Source organism: Amycolatopsis iheyensis (assembly GCF_024703995.1).
Lineage (GTDB): Bacteria > Actinomycetota > Actinomycetes > Mycobacteriales > Pseudonocardiaceae > Amycolatopsis > Amycolatopsis iheyensis.
In genome coordinates, this window is sequence record NZ_JAMXQV010000002.1 from 245,182 (window position 1) to 261,750 (window position 16,569).

General features: G+C 72.0%; 14 protein-coding genes. 6 read left to right on the forward strand and 8 right to left on the reverse strand.

Going from position 1 to position 16,569, the window contains the following annotated elements:
- Nucleotides 1-2: 2 nt before the first annotated feature.
- Nucleotides 3-2,882, forward strand: coding sequence for an aminomethyl-transferring glycine dehydrogenase (gene gcvP / locus M8542_RS04845; protein ID WP_257919229.1), 2,880 nt, complete (start codon nucleotides 3-5; stop codon nucleotides 2,880-2,882).
- Here gcvP and M8542_RS04850 read toward each other — a convergent pair.
- Both M8542_RS04850 and M8542_RS04855 read right to left on the reverse strand, forming a co-directional pair.
- Nucleotides 2,879-3,604 (reverse strand): helix-turn-helix transcriptional regulator, encoded by a 726-nt coding sequence (locus M8542_RS04850; RefSeq protein WP_257918764.1) that lies wholly within the window; start codon nucleotides 3,602-3,604, stop codon nucleotides 2,879-2,881. The two genes, gcvP and M8542_RS04850, sit on opposite strands and share 4 nt — an antisense overlap.
- Before the next feature lie 65 nt (nucleotides 3,605-3,669).
- The gene (locus tag M8542_RS04855) at nucleotides 3,670-4,338 is read right to left on the reverse strand and encodes a hypothetical protein (protein ID WP_257918765.1); all 669 of its coding nucleotides are present in this window, start codon (nucleotides 4,336-4,338) and stop codon (nucleotides 3,670-3,672) included.
- A 128-nt stretch (nucleotides 4,339-4,466) separates the two neighbouring features.
- Between M8542_RS04855 and M8542_RS04860 the strand changes: the two genes are divergently transcribed.
- A complete protein-coding gene (locus M8542_RS04860) occupies nucleotides 4,467-5,414 on the forward strand; it encodes an NAD-dependent epimerase/dehydratase family protein (RefSeq protein WP_257918766.1) in 948 nt (315 codons plus the stop codon).
- Complete coding sequence (locus M8542_RS04865; protein WP_257918767.1) at nucleotides 5,411-7,585, forward strand: glycosyltransferase family 2 protein; 2,175 nt, start codon at nucleotides 5,411-5,413, stop codon at nucleotides 7,583-7,585. The genes M8542_RS04860 and M8542_RS04865 overlap by 4 nt, the downstream gene beginning before the upstream one ends.
- Here M8542_RS04865 and M8542_RS04870 read toward each other — a convergent pair.
- Nucleotides 7,515-8,012, reverse strand: coding sequence for a GtrA family protein (locus M8542_RS04870; RefSeq protein WP_257918768.1), 498 nt, complete (start codon nucleotides 8,010-8,012; stop codon nucleotides 7,515-7,517). The genes M8542_RS04865 and M8542_RS04870 overlap by 71 nt on opposite strands.
- Before the next feature lie 138 nt (nucleotides 8,013-8,150).
- Here M8542_RS04870 and M8542_RS04875 point away from each other — a divergent pair, with 138 nt between their 5' ends.
- Complete coding sequence (locus M8542_RS04875; protein ID WP_257918769.1) at nucleotides 8,151-9,305, forward strand: NAD-dependent epimerase/dehydratase family protein; 1,155 nt, start codon at nucleotides 8,151-8,153, stop codon at nucleotides 9,303-9,305.
- A gap of 54 nt (nucleotides 9,306-9,359) precedes the next feature.
- On the opposite strand, the gene M8542_RS04880 is transcribed toward M8542_RS04875, so the two are convergent.
- Nucleotides 9,360-9,719 carry a nuclear transport factor 2 family protein gene (locus M8542_RS04880; protein WP_257918770.1) on the reverse strand — a complete coding sequence of 120 codons (360 nt, stop codon included), beginning with the start codon at nucleotides 9,717-9,719 and terminating at the stop codon, nucleotides 9,360-9,362.
- 158 nt (nucleotides 9,720-9,877) lie between these two features.
- On the opposite strand from M8542_RS04880, the gene M8542_RS04885 reads away from it, so the two are divergent.
- Nucleotides 9,878-10,678, forward strand: a complete 801-nt coding sequence (locus M8542_RS04885) for a helix-turn-helix domain-containing protein (RefSeq protein WP_257918771.1) — start codon at nucleotides 9,878-9,880, stop codon at nucleotides 10,676-10,678.
- 43 nt (nucleotides 10,679-10,721) lie between these two features.
- On the forward strand, nucleotides 10,722-11,501 hold the full coding sequence (locus M8542_RS04890; RefSeq protein WP_257918772.1) for an aldo/keto reductase: 780 nt from the start codon (nucleotides 10,722-10,724) through the stop codon (nucleotides 11,499-11,501).
- Here the strand turns inward: M8542_RS04890 and M8542_RS04895 are convergent.
- The 4 genes from M8542_RS04895 to M8542_RS04910 form a co-directional block, all read right to left on the reverse strand.
- Complete coding sequence (locus M8542_RS04895) at nucleotides 11,498-12,730, reverse strand: hypothetical protein (protein WP_257918773.1); 1,233 nt, start codon at nucleotides 12,728-12,730, stop codon at nucleotides 11,498-11,500. The two genes, M8542_RS04890 and M8542_RS04895, sit on opposite strands and share 4 nt — an antisense overlap.
- Nucleotides 12,731-13,290: 560 nt before the next feature.
- Nucleotides 13,291-14,172, reverse strand: a complete 882-nt coding sequence (locus M8542_RS04900; RefSeq protein ID WP_257918774.1) for a 3-methyladenine DNA glycosylase — start codon at nucleotides 14,170-14,172, stop codon at nucleotides 13,291-13,293.
- Entirely contained in the window at nucleotides 14,169-15,212 is a 1,044-nt protein-coding gene (locus M8542_RS04905; protein WP_257918775.1) for a hemolysin family protein, read from the reverse strand. Before M8542_RS04905 ends, M8542_RS04900 begins: the two co-directional genes overlap by 4 nt.
- Complete coding sequence (locus M8542_RS04910; protein ID WP_257918776.1) at nucleotides 15,209-16,546, reverse strand: hemolysin family protein; 1,338 nt, start codon at nucleotides 16,544-16,546, stop codon at nucleotides 15,209-15,211. The genes M8542_RS04905 and M8542_RS04910 overlap by 4 nt, the downstream gene beginning before the upstream one ends.
- Between the last annotated feature and the right edge of the window lie 23 nt (nucleotides 16,547-16,569).

Sequence of the window (16,569 nt, forward strand, 5' to 3'; positions counted from 1 at the left end):
CCATCGTGGATCTCTCGCTTGCCTCGCTCGAGCAGGGCATTCCCTTCGCCGACCGGCACATCGGGCCCGGTCCGGCGCACCTCCGGCGCATCCTCGACGTCATCGGCGTCGCCTCCCTCGACGAACTCGCCTCGCGTGCCGTCCCCGAGTCGTTGCGGCAGTCCGCGGAGCCGCTCGAACTGCCGCCCGCCGCCACCGAAGCCCAGGCGCTCGCCGAGCTGAGGGAGCTCGCCGCCCGGAACCGGCCCATGGCGCAGATGATCGGGCTCGGCTACCACGACACCGTCACCCCGCCCGTCATCCGCCGCAACGTCCTCGAGAACCCCGCCTGGTACACCGCCTACACGCCCTACCAGCCCGAAATCTCGCAGGGACGGCTCGAAGCCCTCCTCAACTTCCAGACCATGGTCGCCGACCTCACCGGGCTGCCCGTCGCCAACGCGTCGATGCTCGACGAGGCCACCGCGGCCGCCGAGGCGATGACGCTCGTGCGCCGGGTCGGGAAGTCGCCGTCGAACCGGTTCGTCGTCGACGAGGACATCCTGCCGCAGACCCTCGCCGTGCTCCGGACCCGCGCCGAGCCCCTCGGCATCGAACTCGTCGTCGAGGACCTTTCGCAGGGGCTGACCGGACTCGGCCTCGGCGGCGACTTCTTCGGCATCCTGCTGTCCTACCCGGGCGCGTCCGGCGCGGTGCGCGAGTACGACTTCACCATCGCCGACGCCAAGAAGGCCGGCGCGGCGGTGGTCGTCGCCGCCGACCCGCTCGCCCTGACCCTGCTGCGGCCACCCGGCGAGCTCGGCGCCGACGTCGCCGTCGGCTCGACGCAGCGCTTCGGCGTCCCCCTCGGCTTCGGCGGGCCGCACGCCGCCTACCTCGCCGTCCGGACCGGGCTCGAACGGCAGCTGCCGGGGCGGCTGGTCGGCGTCTCGAAGGACGCCGACGGCGCGCCCGCGTACCGGCTCGCGCTGCAGACCCGCGAGCAGCACATCCGCCGCGAGAAGGCGACGTCGAACATCTGCACCGCACAGGTCCTGCTGGCCGTGATGGCGTCGATGTACGCCGTGTACCACGGGCCCGACGGCCTGCGCGGCATCGCGCTGCGCGCCCACCGGATGGCCACCGTGCTCGCGGCCGGCCTCTGCGAAGGCGGTGTCGAGGTCGTGCACGGCGAGTTCTTCGACACGGTCGTCGCGGCGGTGCCCGGCCGCGCGGACGCGGTCGTCGAGGCGGCGCGTGACCTCGGCGTGAACCTGCGCCGGATCGACGAAGACCACGTCGGTGTCGCCTGCGACGAGACCACGACCCGCGAACGGCTTTCCCTCGTGTGGAAGGCGTTCGGCGTCTCGGTGTCCGATGTGGACGGACTCGACGCGGACACCGCGGACGCGCTGCCGGCGCCGCTGCGGCGGACGGGTGAGTTCCTGACGCACCCGGTGTTCCACGCCCACCGCTCGGAGACGGCGTTGCTGCGCTACCTGCGGCAGCTGGCCGACAAGGACGTCGCGCTCGACCGCAGCATGATCCCGCTCGGCTCCTGCACGATGAAGCTCAACGCCACCGCCGAGATGGAACCGGTCAGCTGGCCGGAGTTCGCCGGGCTGCACCCGTTCGCGCCGGCCGAGGACGCCGCCGGGCTCCTCGAAGTGGTCGCCGACCTCAGCGCGTGGCTCGCGCGGATCACCGGCTACGACACGGTTTCCCTGCAGCCGAACGCGGGCAGCCAGGGCGAGTTCGCCGGGCTGCTGGCCATCCGCGCCTACCACCGTTCGCGCGGCGAGGGCGAGCGGGACGTCTGCCTGATCCCGGCCAGCGCACACGGCACGAACGCGGCCAGCGCGGTGATGGCGGGCATGCGGGTGGTGGTCGTCCGGTGCGACGACGCCGGGAACATCGACCTCGCGCACCTGTGGTCCACTGTGGACGCCCACCGCGGCGACCTCGCCGCGATCATGCTGACCTACCCTTCGACGCACGGGGTCTACGAGGACACCGTCGGCGAGGTCTGCGCGCTGGTGCACGACGCGGGCGGGCAGGTGTACGTCGACGGCGCCAACCTGAACGCGCTGATCGGCGTGGCGCAGTACGGCCGGTTCGGCGCCGACGTCTCGCACCTGAACCTGCACAAGACGTTCTGCATCCCGCACGGCGGCGGTGGGCCGGGCGTCGGGCCGATCGGGGTCCGCGCGCACCTGGCGCCGTTCCTGCCGAACCACCCGCTGCAGCCGGCGGCCGGGCCCGCGACGGGCGTCGGCCCGGTCAGCGCGGCGCCGTGGGGGAGCGCGTCGATCCTGCCCATCTCGTGGGCGTACGTCCGGATGATGGGGGCCGACGGCCTGCGCCGGGCGACGCTCGTCGCGGTGGCCAACGCCAACTACGTCGCGCGGCGGCTGGGGGAGCACTACCCGGTGCTGTACGCGGGCCACGACGGCCTGGTCGCCCACGAGTGCATCCTCGACCTGCGGCCGCTGACGAAGGCCACCGGCGTCACGGTCGACGACGTCGCGAAGCGGCTGGCGGACTACGGCCTCCATGCGCCGACGATGTCGTTCCCGGTCGCCGGCACGCTGATGGTGGAGCCGACCGAGAGCGAGGACCTGGCCGAGCTGGACCGCTTCTGCGCGGCGATGATCGCCATCCGCGCAGAGATCGACCAGGTGGCGGCGGGGCAGTGGCCCCTGGCGGACTCGCCGCTGCGGCAGGCCCCGCACACGGCGCGCTGCGTCGCGGGGGAGTGGGACCGCCCGTACAGCCGCGAGACGGCGGTCTTCCCGGCCGGCCCGGCCGCGGCGAAGATCTGGCCGCCGGTCCGCCGTATCGACGGTGCGGCCGGTGATCGCAACCTCGTCTGCTCCTGCCCGCCGCCGGAGGCTTTCGCCTAGCGGAGGTGCACCATCAGCTCGGTGCGGCTCGCGACGCCGAGCTTGCGGTAGCTCTGCTGCAGGTGCTTCTGCACCGTCCGCGCGCTGATGCCCAGCCGTCGGGCGATCTCGCGGTCGGTCGCCGCCCTGGCGACCAGCTCGGCCACCTCGCGCTCGCGGGTCGTGAGCACGTCGGCCGACACACCGGCGAGGGGCTGGACCGCCGGGGCCTCCGCGCGGGCGAACGCCTGACCCAGGTGGGGCACCAGGAGGTCCGCGAGCGCGTGCTCACGCGGTGAGAACCCGGGCCGTGAGCGGCTCAGCGTCAGGATCCGCCCGTGCCGGGCGTCGACCTGGACCACGCAGAGCAGCTGGTCGACCGTGCCCCGCGGCCGGTAGAAGTCGGTGTACAGCGGCAGTGCGCGCAACGTGCGCAGGTCCGCCAGGTCGGTCAGGGCGACCGCCGTCCCCAGGGCCAGCCGCCCCTCGCGGTGCGCCGCGAACGCCGGGTGCTGGTGGGCGTTCGCCCGGAACTCCGGGTGCCGCATGAGGTTGTGCTCCGGGCGGTCGGTGACGGTGCCGGTCAGCCGCCGCGTCGTGTGCTCGGTGCTGGTGCACGAGACGATGTCGCAGCCGATCAGCCGGCCGAGCCCGGCGAGACCTGCCGCCGGGCCGGCCGCGCGGAACTCGTTCACGACGTCGAGGGCGCGGTGCAGGCACCGCGCCGTCAGCTCACTGCTCATCCATCCCCCTCGCCTCTCCCGGACAGGAAAGACCCGGGAGAGGCGAGGGAGATACGAACCGGACGTTACCGGGCGATCCGGACGTTCAGCGTCGTGTTCGAACCGGCACTGACGATCGACTGGGCGATGCTGCTGACCCCCGCCGGCGCGCTGTAGGAGTTGTTGTTGCTGTCGTCCTCGTCGTCGGTGTGGAAGAAGCCCGACGAGTCCACCCCGGAGAACACGAGGTAGCTGAAGCCGACGTTCGGGAACGCCGTCGTCGTGGCGACCCCGGGCGCGAACAGGCAGAACCGCAGGAGCGTGTTGCTGTCGCTCACGTTCGGGAAGATGTTGCCCGAGAACGAGTTGTTGTTGCTGTCGTCCTCGTTGTCGAACCGGCGCGAGAACTCCTGCGAGCCGTTCGGGCAGTTCGCCCCGAGCTTCAGCACCGCGTAGGGCCGGAACGAGCCGGACTGCGTGACCCCGCGGAACGCGGTCCCGTTGACCCGGCAGAAGAACATCTCCGTGTTGCTGGTGCTGCTGACCGCCCCGATGAACCCGCCCCGCGAGTTGGCGTTGCCCGAGTCCTCGTCGTCCATCCGGATGACGACGGCCTCGGTGCCGACCGGGCACGACCGGCTCGCCGGGATGATCCCGACGTCGGTCGTGGCGGCCTGGGCGGGCGCGGCCGACACGGTGAGGGCCCCGGCGAGCGAGGCCAGCAACAGCGCCGGAACGGTGAAGAGTCGTTTCATGGTGAGCCTTCCTCCCCATTGCTTCCTGACCCGACAAGGACACCAACCCGGCGCCGCCGGCGGCCATACGCACTTCTGCGTACGCGGGCCCACGAAGGCCACACAGGGTCGGCGGGTAGGTTGACGCCATGGCGAGTGCGCACGGTCCTGATCGGACGTCCGTGGTCGTGACCGGCGGCAGCGGCTTCATCGGCCGGGCCGTCGTGCGCGCCTTCCGCGACCGGGGTGTCCCGGTCACCGTCGTGGACCGGGTCCCGTTCCCGGACGACGCCGGCGGTGTCCGCGTCGTGACCGGCGACCTGCGTGACGCCGCCGTCCGTGAGGAAGCCGTGACCGGTGAGACCGCCGGGATCGTGCACCTCGCCGCGCTGACGTCGGTGCTGAAGTCGGTCGAGCTGCCCGAGGACACCTTCGCCGACAACGTGCTCGTCACCCAGGAGCTGCTGGAGCTCGCGCGCCGCCGCGAGGTGCCGAAGTTCCTGCTCGCCTCGACCAACGCGGTGATCGGCAACGTCGGCACCGCGACGATCACCCCGGACCTGCCGCTGCGGCCGCTGACGCCCTACGGCGCCACCAAGGCGGCGTGCGAAATGCTGCTCTCGGGCTACGCCGGCGCGTACGGCATGACGACGTGTGCGTTGCGGTTCACCAACGTCTACGGCCCGGGAATGTCCCACAAGGACAGTTTCGTGCCCCGGATGATGCGGGCCGCGCTCACCGGCGGCGGCGTCAAGATCTACGGCGACGGCCGCCAGCGCCGCGACCTCGTGCACGTCGACGACGTCGTCCGCGCGCTCCTCTCGGCCTTCGACAGCGGCCACACCGGCCGGGCGATCGTCGGTGCCGGGCGTTCGGTGTCGGTGCTGGAGATGGTCGAGGCCGTGCGCGAGGTGACCGGCGCCGAGCTGCCCGTCGAGCACATCGAGGCGCCGGCGGGGGAGATGCCCGCGGTGGTCGTCGACGTCTCCGGCAGCGCCGAAACCATCGGGTACCGGCCCGAAGTCTCGCTGACCGACGGCCTGGCCACGGCGTGGAAGTACTTCTCCGGTCTCGACCGTCCACAAGCGACACAGTGAGAGCGTTCCTCCGGCGGCACTGGCTGCTGCTCCTGCTGCTCGTTCCGGCGATCGCGCTCCGGGTGCTGACCTGGCTCGCCTACCGGCCGGCGCTGCTCTACATCGATTCGTTCCGCTACATCGACAACCTGCACGCGCTGCGCGCCGACCAGCTCGACCCGATCGGCTACGACCTGGTGCTGCGCCCGCTGCTGGCCGTCGGCGGGCTGGCGTGGGTCGCGGCCGTGCAGCACGCCGGCGGGATCCTCATCGCGATCGGCGTCTACGCGCTGGTCCTGCGCCTCGGCGGCCGCCCGTGGGTCGGCGCGCTCGCCGCGGTGCCGGTGCTGCTCGACGCCTACCAGCTGCAGATCGAGCAGAACATCATGTCCGAGGTCGTCTTCGAGGCGGTGCTGCTCGGGCTCCTCTGGCTGCTGCTCGGCTGGGGCACCCCGGGCTGGAAGCGCGCCGGCGTCGCGGGGCTCCTGCTCGGCTTCGGCGTGCTGACCCGGCTCATCGGGATCTCCCTGGCCCTGCCGCTGCTGGTGTTCCTGGTCGCCGCCGGGGGCGCGTGGCGGCACTGGGTGGGCTGGCGCCGCGCCGGCGTGGGGCTGCTCGGCCTGCTCGTCGTGCTCGTGCCGTACTCCGCGCGGGTGCACTCGGAGACCGGCAAATGGGGGCTGACCGGGCCGTCGGGCAACATGCTCTACGGCCGCACCGCCGCCGTCGCCGACTGCGCGAACCTGGACCTCTCGGCGGAGCTGAAGGTCTTCTGCCCGGCCGAGCCGCGCGAGACGCGGCTGGTGGACAACTACACCCACGCCGACCTCGACCCGAACTGGCCGGGACCGTTGCCACCGGGCGCGGACAAGGCCGCGCTGGCGCACGAGTTCGCGGTCGACGTCCTGAAGGAGCAGCCGGGCGACGTCGCCGCGGCGATCCTGAACGACTTCGCCAAGAGCTTCGCCTGGACGCGCGAGCAGGACCCCACCGACGTCCCCCTGGACCGGTGGCAGTTCCAGCTGAGCTACCCGCAGTGGGCCGACCAGTCGCTGATCGACCTGGTCACGCAGCAGAACGACGGCGTCAACGCGAGCGTCGAGGAGCCACTGGCCAAGATCCTGCGCGGCTACCAGCTCGGCGGCGGTTACGTCCCCGGCGCGGTGCTCGGCATCGGCGCGCTCCTGGGGCTGCTGACGGTGTTCCGCCGCAAGAAACCCCTGGACCGGGCTCGAGCGGGAGCGTTGCTGGCGGCCTCGAGCGGGCTCCTGCTGCTGTTCGCCTCGGCGGTGTTCCAGTTCTCGTGGCGCTACCAGATCCCCGCGCTGGTGCTCTTCCCGGTGGCCGGCGCACTCGGCTTCACGGCGCTGACCTCCGCCAGCCGGAAGCGCCTCGCCGCGTTCCCCGACGACGTCGACTCCGGTGCGCTGGCCGACTTCCGGGGCCGGCACCCGGACCTGAAGCTCGCGCCGCTGACCGTCGTCATCGCCGCCTACAACGAGGCAGGTGGCATCGGCGAAGTCCTGGAGAAGATGCCGGACGAGTGCCTGGGCATGCGGGTCGACGTGCTCGTCGTGGTCGACGGCGGCACCGACGACACCGCCGCGATCGCCGAAGACCACGGCGCGTATGTCTGCGTCGCGCCGCGCAACCGCGGCCAGGGCGCCGCGCTGCGCCTGGGCTACCACCTCGCGGCCGAGGCCGGCGCGGAGTACGTCGTGACGACCGACGCCGACGGCCAGTACGACAACAGCGAGCTGGAAGCCCTGGCCGGCCCGGTCGTCGACGGCACCGCGGACTTCGTCACCGGGTCGCGGCGGCTCGGCCACGAAGAGGCCGACAGCCGCGTCCGGTGGCTGGGCGTGCGCGTCTTCGCCGTGCTGGCGTCGGTGCTGACGGCCCGGCGGATCACCGACACGTCGTTCGGGTTCCGCGCCATGCGGGCGGAGCTGGCCTGCGCGGTCCCGCTCAACGAGCCGCAGTACCAGTCGTCGGAGCTGATGCTCGGGGTGACCGCGCGCGGCTCCCGGATCCTCGAACTGCCGATGAGCATGCGGCTGCGCAAGGCGGGCAAGAGCAAGAAGGGCGGCAGCCTCGTCTACGGCGCGAACTACGCCCGCGTCATGACGGGGACGTGGTGGCGGGGGTACGTGCTGCGCCGCGGCCGAACACGAGCCGGTCGAGCAGCGTGAACTTGACGACGAACACGAGCGCGTAACTGGCCACGTACGCTCCGTCGACGAGCACGACCCACCAGAAGTGGGGCAGGTTCAGCGGGGTCAGCAGCGAGCCGGCCAGCGTCGTCAGGCCGATCGACGCGAGGCCCCCGAGACCGATGACGACCAGGTAGGGCAGCAGTTCGCGGCGCACCCGCGGGCGCCCGGTCCGGCCCCACACCCAGCGGCGCGTGACCAGGAAGTTCAGCACCGCGCCGGCCGCCCAGGCCAGCGTGGAGGCGAGCGCCGCGGCGCCGCCGCCGGCGAGCACCGCGAGCAGCACGACCTGGCTGAGGACCGTGGCGGCGACCGACGTCGCGGCGGCGCGGGCGAGGCGGGCCCAGCCCCGGCGGCGGGTCTTCTCCGTTGTGCGGGGCCGCACCTCGTTGGTTACGGTCGTCATGCCCCCATCCTCCCCGCGGGTCCGGAGCGCCGCCGTCCGGGTCCCCTACGCATAGGAGATTCACAGGCTATTGCCAGGTCTTCATCAGTGAGTGATCTATACCGTCGGGTGCGGTAAACGAGCAGGAAAGGCGGCACAATGCGAGTGCTGGTTCTCGGCGGTGACGGATATCTGGGCTGGCCGACCGCGTTGCACTTATCGGACAAAGGCCACGAGGTAGCCGTTCTCGACAATTTCGCCCGCCGTGGGTACGACGTCGAACTGGGCGTCGAAAGCCTCGTCCCCATCGAGTCCCTCGAGGACCGGATCGCCGCCTGGCACGAGGTGTCCGGACGCACGATCGGCCGCTACGAAGGCGATCTGCTGGACGCGGAGTTCCTCTTCGCCGCGGTGCGCGACTTCGCGCCGGACTCGATCGTCCACTACGCCGAGCAGCGGTCCGCGCCGTACTCGATGATCGACCGCGAGCACGCGGTCTACACCCAGCACAACAACGTGATCGGCAACCTGAACCTGTTGTACGCGATCGCGGAGATCGACCCGTCGATCCACCTGGTCAAGCTGGGCACGATGGGCGAATACGGCACGCCGAACGTCGACATCGAAGAAGGCTGGCTGGACCTCGAGCACAAGGGGCGCAAGGACCGGGTCCTGTTCCCGAAGCGGCCGGGTTCCTTCTACCACCTGACCAAGGTCCACGACTCGCACAACATCGAGTTCACCTGCCGCGCGTGGGGGCTGCGCGCGACGGACCTCAACCAGGGCGTGGTCTACGGCCAGCAGACGCCGCAGACGGCGCTGGACCCGCGGCTGGCCACCCGGTTCGACTACGACGCCGTGTTCGGCACCGTGCTGAACCGGTTCGTCATCCAGGCGGTGCTGGGGCAGCCGCTGACGGTGTACGGCAAGGGCGCCCAGACGCGCGGGCTGATCGACATCCGCGACACCGTGGAGTGCATCCGGCTGGCGGTGGAGAACCCGGCCGAGCCGGGCGAGTTCCGCGTTTTCAACCAGATGACCGAGAGCATGTCCGTCGCGGCCATCGCCGACCTCGTCGCGGAGCGGTTCCCCGGCCCGGTGCAGATCGAGCAGCTGGAGAACCCGCGCACCGAGGCCCCGGAGCACTACTACAACGTGCAGCACACCGGGCTGGTCGGGCTGGGGCTGGCGCCGCACCTGCTCTCGGACACGCTGATCGAGTCGATGTTCGACATCGTGGGGGCCAACAAGCACCGGGTGAACCCGGAGAAGCTGCGCCCGACCGTGCGCTGGCGGGGTGCGCTCAAGAGCTGACGCGGCGCGGGAGGCGTGCGGGTTCCCCTGCCCGGGAACCCGCACGCCGTTTCCTCAGCCCGGCATCTTGTCCAGGAAGCCGTGCACCCGGGCGATCCGGCCGTCCGCGAGCTCGACGACGTCGAAGCCGATCGCGACCGGCTCGGCGCCCGGCGTGCCGAGGTGCCACTGGAACCGCGCGAGGTCGTGGTGCGCGTCCGGGTCGGCGGGCAGGCTGAAGGTCAGCCCGGCGAACTGCTGCTGCGCCCCGCCGACGAACTGGTCGATCCCGTCGTGGCCGGTGACCGCGCCGAGCGGGTCGGTGTAGCCGGCGTCCTCGGTGAAGACGTCGGCGATGAGGGCGCGGCGCTGGGCGGCGTCGGTCTCGTTCCAGACGGCGATGTACTGCTCGACGAGCCCGCGGACGTCACTCATGGTGGTTCCTTTCGTTGGGGGACAACGGCTTCCGTCGTCCTGCGCTGGGACCCACTCTGGCGGCGCGGCGGCGGCGCGTCGATTACGCGGGAGGTAATGCGCCGTCATTACCCCGGAGGTAATGGCCGCGGCTCGGTGATCGCCGTAGCGTCGCCCGGGTGACGACTACGGTGCACCGGCAGCGGCCGGTGGGGCAGCTGCTGCGGGAATGGCGCGACCGGCGCCGGATCAGCCAGCTCGACCTCGCGATCTCGGCGGACATCTCCACCCGCCACCTCAGCTTCGTGGAGACCGGCCGCTCGAAGCCGAGCCGGGACATGGTGCTGCGCCTGGGCGAGCACCTCGAGGTCCCGCTGCGCGAGCGCAACCGGCTGCTGCTGGCCGCCGGGTACGCGCCCGCCTACACCGAAAACGCGTTGGGGGACCCGGAGATGAGCGCCGTCCGCCAGGCGGTCCGGCAGCTGCTCGCCGGGCACGACCCGTACCCGGCCGCCGTCGTCGACCGGAACTGGGACCTCGTCGACGCCAACGCCAGCATCGGGCTCTTCGTCGCCGGGATCCCGCCCGAGCTGACCACCAATGTGCTGCGCGCGACCCTGCACCCCGCCGGCATGGCCCCGCACATCCTGAACCTGGGGGAGTGGCGGGCGCACCTGCTGGGCCGGCTGCGGCGGCAGGTGGAGCAGACCGCCGACGCCGGGCTCACCGACCTGCTCGCCGAGCTGCGCGGGTACCCGTGCGATCAGCCGGTGCCCGAGGTGGAGGTCCCTGGACCGGGTGACATCTTCGTCCCGCTGAAGTTCCGCCACGAGGGCGCCGACCTCACGTTCTTCAGCACGGTGGCCACGTTCGGCACCCCGTTGGACGTCACGGTGGCGGAACTGGTGATCGAGTCGTTCTTCCCGGCCGACGCGGCGACGGCCGGATACCTGCGCGAGCGGACGCCGTCGGTGGAATGATGGAGGACACCCGCGCCGCATCCGAAGTGAGGATCACCGGTAGATGGCCGTCCCGCCTTCGCTCGCCCTGTCCGACGGAGTCCGCATCCCCCAGCTGCTGTTCGGCGTCGCGGGGCTGACCGCGGCCGAAACCGGCCGGGCCGTCCGCATCGCCCTCGACACCGGTTACCGCGGCATCGACACCTCGCCGGGCACCGAAGCGGCCGTCGGCGCCGCCCTCGCCGTGGCCGAGATTCCCCGCGAAGACCTGTTCGTCAGCGTCAAGGTGCCCGCGCAGGGCTACGACGCCGCACGCCGGGCCGCCGACCAGGCGCTGGCCGCGCTCCAGCTCGACCGGGCCGACCTGTGCCTGCTGGACGGCACCAAGGGCGCGTTCCCCGACACCTGGCGGGCGCTGAGCCGGCTGCGTGCCGACGGCCGCGTCCGGGCGCTCGGCGTGGCCGGGTTCGGGGTGGCGGAGCTGCGCCGGCTGATCGACGCGACCGGCGCCGTCCCCGCGGTCAACCTGGTGGAGCTGCACCCGTGGCTGCAGCAGCTCCCGCTGCGCGAGTTCCACACCGAGCGCGGCATCGTGACGGCGGCGTCAAGCCCGGCGGCGAACGCGGGCCTGCTGGCCGACGAGACGGTCACCGCCCTCGCGGCCAAGTACGGCAAGACCCCGGCCCAGATCGTGCTGCGGTGGCACCTGCAGGCGGGCACGGTCGCGGTGGCGGCCTCGGCGACGACGACCCGCACCCGCGAGAACTTCGGCATCTTCGACTTCGAGCTGGCCGACGACGACCTGGCGGTCGTCGCCGAGCTCGACAACGGGACCCGCGTCTAGGTCGACTTGATCCCGGCGGCCGCGAAGTCGGCCTGCTGGGCCGGCTGCTCGAGGTACTCGCGGAACGTCTGGGCCGCGCGCAGCAGCGTGTCGTCGACGCCCTGGCCGGCGAGGCCGATGAACGGGTAGTCCGCCGAACGGGCGTTGGCCACCGACTGCGCGGGGGAGCCGATCATCTCCGGCTTCTTCGTGGTCAGCTCGCTGACCCAGTACGACGACTCGGGCAGCCACGCGGCCGGGAGCCCGCCGATCGCGCTCAGGTTGGAGCGCCCGACCAGCGCGTCGAGCACCTGCGAAGACGGCTTGGCCTCGACCATCACGTGCACGCACTGGCCGTGCACGACGGTGGCGGCCTTGTTCCACCGGTCGGCCGCGGCGGTCATCGGCTTCTGCACGCTCGGGGTGACGATGATCCGCATGTGCGAGGTGCCCTGCGAGCAGCTGGTGGCCTGCGCCTCGGCGCGGCTGTTGAGCTCGCTGTCGGCCCAGTTCCAGCCGATCACGCCGAGCCCGATGAGGGCGGCGAGCACGGCGCAGGCGATCGGCCAGCCGGCGATCCGCCGCCGCGGCGCCTTCTTGCCGACGATCCGGTGCGAGCCGGTGGCCTCGCCCTTGCCGAGGGTGCGGTGGGAGCCGGTGGTTTCGCTCTTGCCGGCGGTCCGGTGCGGACCGGTGCTGTCACCGCGGCCGGGCATCCGGCGGCGGCCGGGGGTCTCGAGTTCGGTGGTGGCGTCGGCGCCGCCACGGCGGGAGCGGGTCTCGCCCTCGGCGGTCTCGGCGCGGCGGCGGGAACCGGTGGAGTGGTTCTCGCTTTCGGCGGGCGCTTCGGTGCGGCGGCGGCCCCGGCGGGACCCGGTGGTCTCGGTTTCGCCCTCGGGGGGCGCTTCGCCGCGGCTGGCGGCCCGGAACGACCCGGACGACTCGCTTCGGGCGGTGATCGGGTAGTTGCCGGAGGTCTCCCCGTGCCGGGTGATGACCTCGGTCCGCTCGGCGGCACTCTCCGGCTGCCGGGCGACGGGCTGCGAGCCGGTGCGCGGGGCGCCCTTGCGGCCGGCGGCCGGGTGCGCACCGGACGCCTCGCCCTGGCGGTTGGCAACCGGGTACGCACCGGACGCTTCGCCACGTCGAGCCGAGGGCTGGGCGACGGCGGCGGGGTGGGCTCCGGAGGCTTCGCCGCGCCCGGCCGGGGCGTGGAAGCCGGAAGTCTCGCCGCGGCGGCCGGCACTCATGGCGGGATAGGAGCCGGAGGCTTCCCCACGGCGGCCGGCCGGCGGGGCGGCGGCGGGGTACGAGCCGGAAGCCTCACCGCGGGCAGCGGGATACGAACCCGAGGACTCTCCACGAACGGCGGGGTAGGCGCCGGAAGCTTCACCGCGGGCAGCGGGATACGAACCGGAAGAAGGAACAGCCGGGTGGGAGCCGGAGGCCTCACCACCGGAGACGAAGAAGGACCCCGACGCCTCACTACGGCCTTCACCCCGCGCAGAGCCGCGGCCGGGCTTGCGGAACGCGTCGGAGATCGAGCTGCGGCCCGGCTTCCGGAAGGCGCCCGAAGCTTCACTGCGGCCCTCGGCCGCCTCGCGGCCGGCGGGCTGATGGGGTCCGGAAGGACGGCCCTCGGTGCGGTCGAGAGGGTGCGGCACCGGCTCCTCGTCCCGGGTGTGTCGCCCCATCGTCATCCTTTCGGGGGTGAGCGCATGCCAAGCACGCGCTGCGATGCAACCAAACCGTTATCACCCTAACAGGTGAGTATCGGAGAGAGAATAATCTGACTCACAGTGGCCCGCGCTCAGGGTGCTGCGCTGACCAGGCGATCGCAATGCGCGATCAGGCGATGACGCAGGGGCTCCGACCGGCGGGCGAACTCGGCCTGTCTTCGCGCGTACTCGGCGCGTCCAGCCGCCGTTTCGATCCGCACCGGCGGGTAGCCGAGCGCCGCCAGGTCGTACGGGCTCGCCCGCATGTCGAGCGTCCGGATCTCCACCGCCAGCTCGAAGCAGTCGGCCACCAGCTCGGCGGGCACGAACGGATCGAGCTTGTACGCCCATTTGAACAGGTCCATGTTCGCGTGCAGGCACCCGGGCTGCTCGAGTGCGACCTGCGTCTCCCTCGTCGGCGCCAGCTCGTTGCGGGGCCGCGCGGGCGAGGTGAAGAACCGGAACGCGTCGAAGTGCCCGCAGCGGATGTCGAGCGCCTCGACGACCTCGTCGGTGCCCGCGGACCCGAGCCGCAGCGGCACCTGGTTGTGCCGCACCGAGTCCGCCGGCTCGCGGTAGACCATCGCCCACTCGTGCAGGCCGAAGCAGCTCAGCCGCGGCGCGCGGGACGCCGTCGCGCTCAGCAGGCCCAGGACGAACTCGGCGGTCCGCGCCTTGTTCTCGGTGAAGCCCGCCGGATCGAGCACGACGCCGTCCGCGGTCGGGACGTAGCCCTTGCGGTCCAGGAAGCGGCGTGCCGCGGGCCCGGCGAGCGCGACGCCGGGCCCGGGCTGCCACCGTTCCAGGTGCGAGGGCCGGTACGAGTAGTACGTGAACAGGAAGTCCAGCACCGGGTGCTTCTCGCCGCGCGAGCGCCGCTCCTGGTGCGGGACCGTCCACTCGCGCATGCGTGAGACGTGCGCCGCCTCCCGGGCCAGCCAGTCCGGTTCCGTGAGCACCTCCACGGCGGTCATGCGCCGACGTGGGTGCCGTCGCGCACGGTGCCCACGTACTCCTCGACCAGGTCCTCCAGTGCGACGACGCCGACGGCGTTCCCGCCCGGGTCGAGCGCCCGCGCCAGGTGGCTGCCCTCCTTGCGCATCGCCGACAGCGCGACGTCGAGCCGGGCGTCGGCGCGCAGCTCGGTGAGCGCGCGGGTCTTCTCCGGCGGCACGGCCGTCGCCGGGTCGTGGCCCGCCAGGTCGAGGACGTCCTTGACGTGGATGTAGCCGGTGAGCCGCCCGTCGTCGGTGCACACCGGGAACCGCGAGAAGCCGGTCGAGGAGACCGCCTGCTCGACGTCGCCGACCGTCGGCCCGCAGGGGAGCGTGGTCAGCTCGGCCGTCGGCACCAGCACGTCGGCGACCGTCTTCTGCACCGACGACAGCGTCTGGGTGAGCCGCTGGTGCTCGGACTGGTCGATCAGGCCCTCCCGCCGCGACTCGCTGAGCAGCTCGGCCAGCTCGTCGGAGGTGTAGGCGGTCTCCAGCTCGTCCTTCGGCTCGACCTTCACCGCGCGCAGCAGCGAGTTGGCCACGAAGTTCAGCAGCCAGATGAACGGGTTGGCCACCTTCACCCACGCGACGTGCACCGGCACCAGCCACAGCGCGAGCCGCTCGGGCTCGGCGATGGCGAGGTTCTTCGGCACCATCTCGCCGATCAGCACGTGCAGCACGGTGATGAACGCCAGCGCGATGGCGAACGACACCGCGTGCAGCAGCGTCTCGGGCAGGCCCAGCAGGTCGAAGAACGCCGAGAGCCGGTGCGCGATGGCGGGCTCGCCGAGGCGGCCGAGCAGCAGCGAGCAGATGGTGATGCCCAGCTGCGCGCCGGCGAGCATCAGCGAAACGTGCTTGCTCGCGTTGATGACGATCTTCGCCCGGGTCTTGCCCTGTTCCAGCAGCGCTTCCAGGCGGTCCCGCCGGGACGAGATCAGCGTGAACTCCGCGCCGACGAAGAAAGCGTTGGCCAGCAGCAGGACGACGACCAGGGCGATGTTCAGCCAGTCGCTCATGACGCCACCTCGGGCTCGGCCGCAGCGCGGACCGGGGCCACCTCGACCTCGGCGATCCGGTGCTTGTCCATCGTGGTGACGGTGAGCCGCCAGTCGTCGACCTCGGTGGCGTCGCCCTCGGCGGGGATCTTGCCCAGCCGCTCGAGGATCAGCCCGGCGATGGTCTCGTAGTCGCCGTCGGGCATCCGAAAGCCGGTGACGTCGGTGACCTCGTCGGCGCGCAGCTGCCCGGACACGAGCCAGCTGTCGGTGCCGACCTGCTGCGCGGCCGGACCCTCGTGGTCGTCGTGCTCGTCGCGGACGTCGCCGATGATCTCCTCGACGACGTCCTCCAGCGTCACCAGCCCGGCCGTGCCGCCGTACTCGTCGACGACGATGGCCAGCTGGAAGCGGGAGTCGCGCAGGCGGTTGAGCAGGTCGTCACCGGGCAGCGACTCGGGCACGGTCGGCACCGGCCGCATGACCGAGCCGATCGGCACCTTCGCCCGGTCGGCCGCGGGCACCGCGAAGGCCTGCTTCACGTGCACCGCGCCGCGGACGTCGTCGAGGTCCTCGGCGTGCACCGGGAACCGCGAGAAGCCGGTGCGGCGCGAGAGGTCGATGAGGTCCTCGATGGTGTCGTCGATCGCGAGGGACTCCAGCTGCACGCGTGGTGTCATCAGCTCTTCGGCGGTGCGGTCGCCGAACCGCAGCGAGCGGTCCAGCAGCTCGGCGGTCGAGGTGTCGAGCGTGCCGCTTTCGGCGCTGGAGCGCACGATCGAGCCGAGCTCCTGCGGTGACCGCGCGGACCGCAGCTCTTCCTGGGGCTCGATGCCGAACTTGCGGACGAGGAAGTTCGCGCTGTTGTTCATCAGCGTGATGAGCCAGCGGAACAACGCGGAGAACCGCGAGTGGTACCCGGCGACGGCGCGCGCGGTGGGCAGCGGCCGGGCGATCGCGAGGTTCTTCGGCACCATCTCGCCGAGGATCATCGACAGCGAGGTGGCGATGACCAGGGCGAGCACGACCGACGCGCCGGCGGCGAACGCCTCGGACAGGCCGACGCCGGTCAGCAGCGGCCGGACGAGCTCGCCGATCAGCGGCTCGGCCAGGTAACCGGTGATCAGCGTGGTGAGCGTGATCGCGACCTGGGCGCCGGAGAGCTGGAAGGACAGCGTCCGGTGGGCCTTCTGCACGGTCAGCGCGCGCCGGTCGCCGACCTGGCGCACGTTGGCGTCCACGGTGCTGCGTTCGAGCGCGGTGAGCGAGAACTCGGCGGCGACGGCGAGACCGGTGCCGACCGTCAGCAGCACGAAGAGGAGGACGCCGAGCACGGCGAAGAGGACTTGGATCACGTCGCACCCGCCCTGGTGGCGGG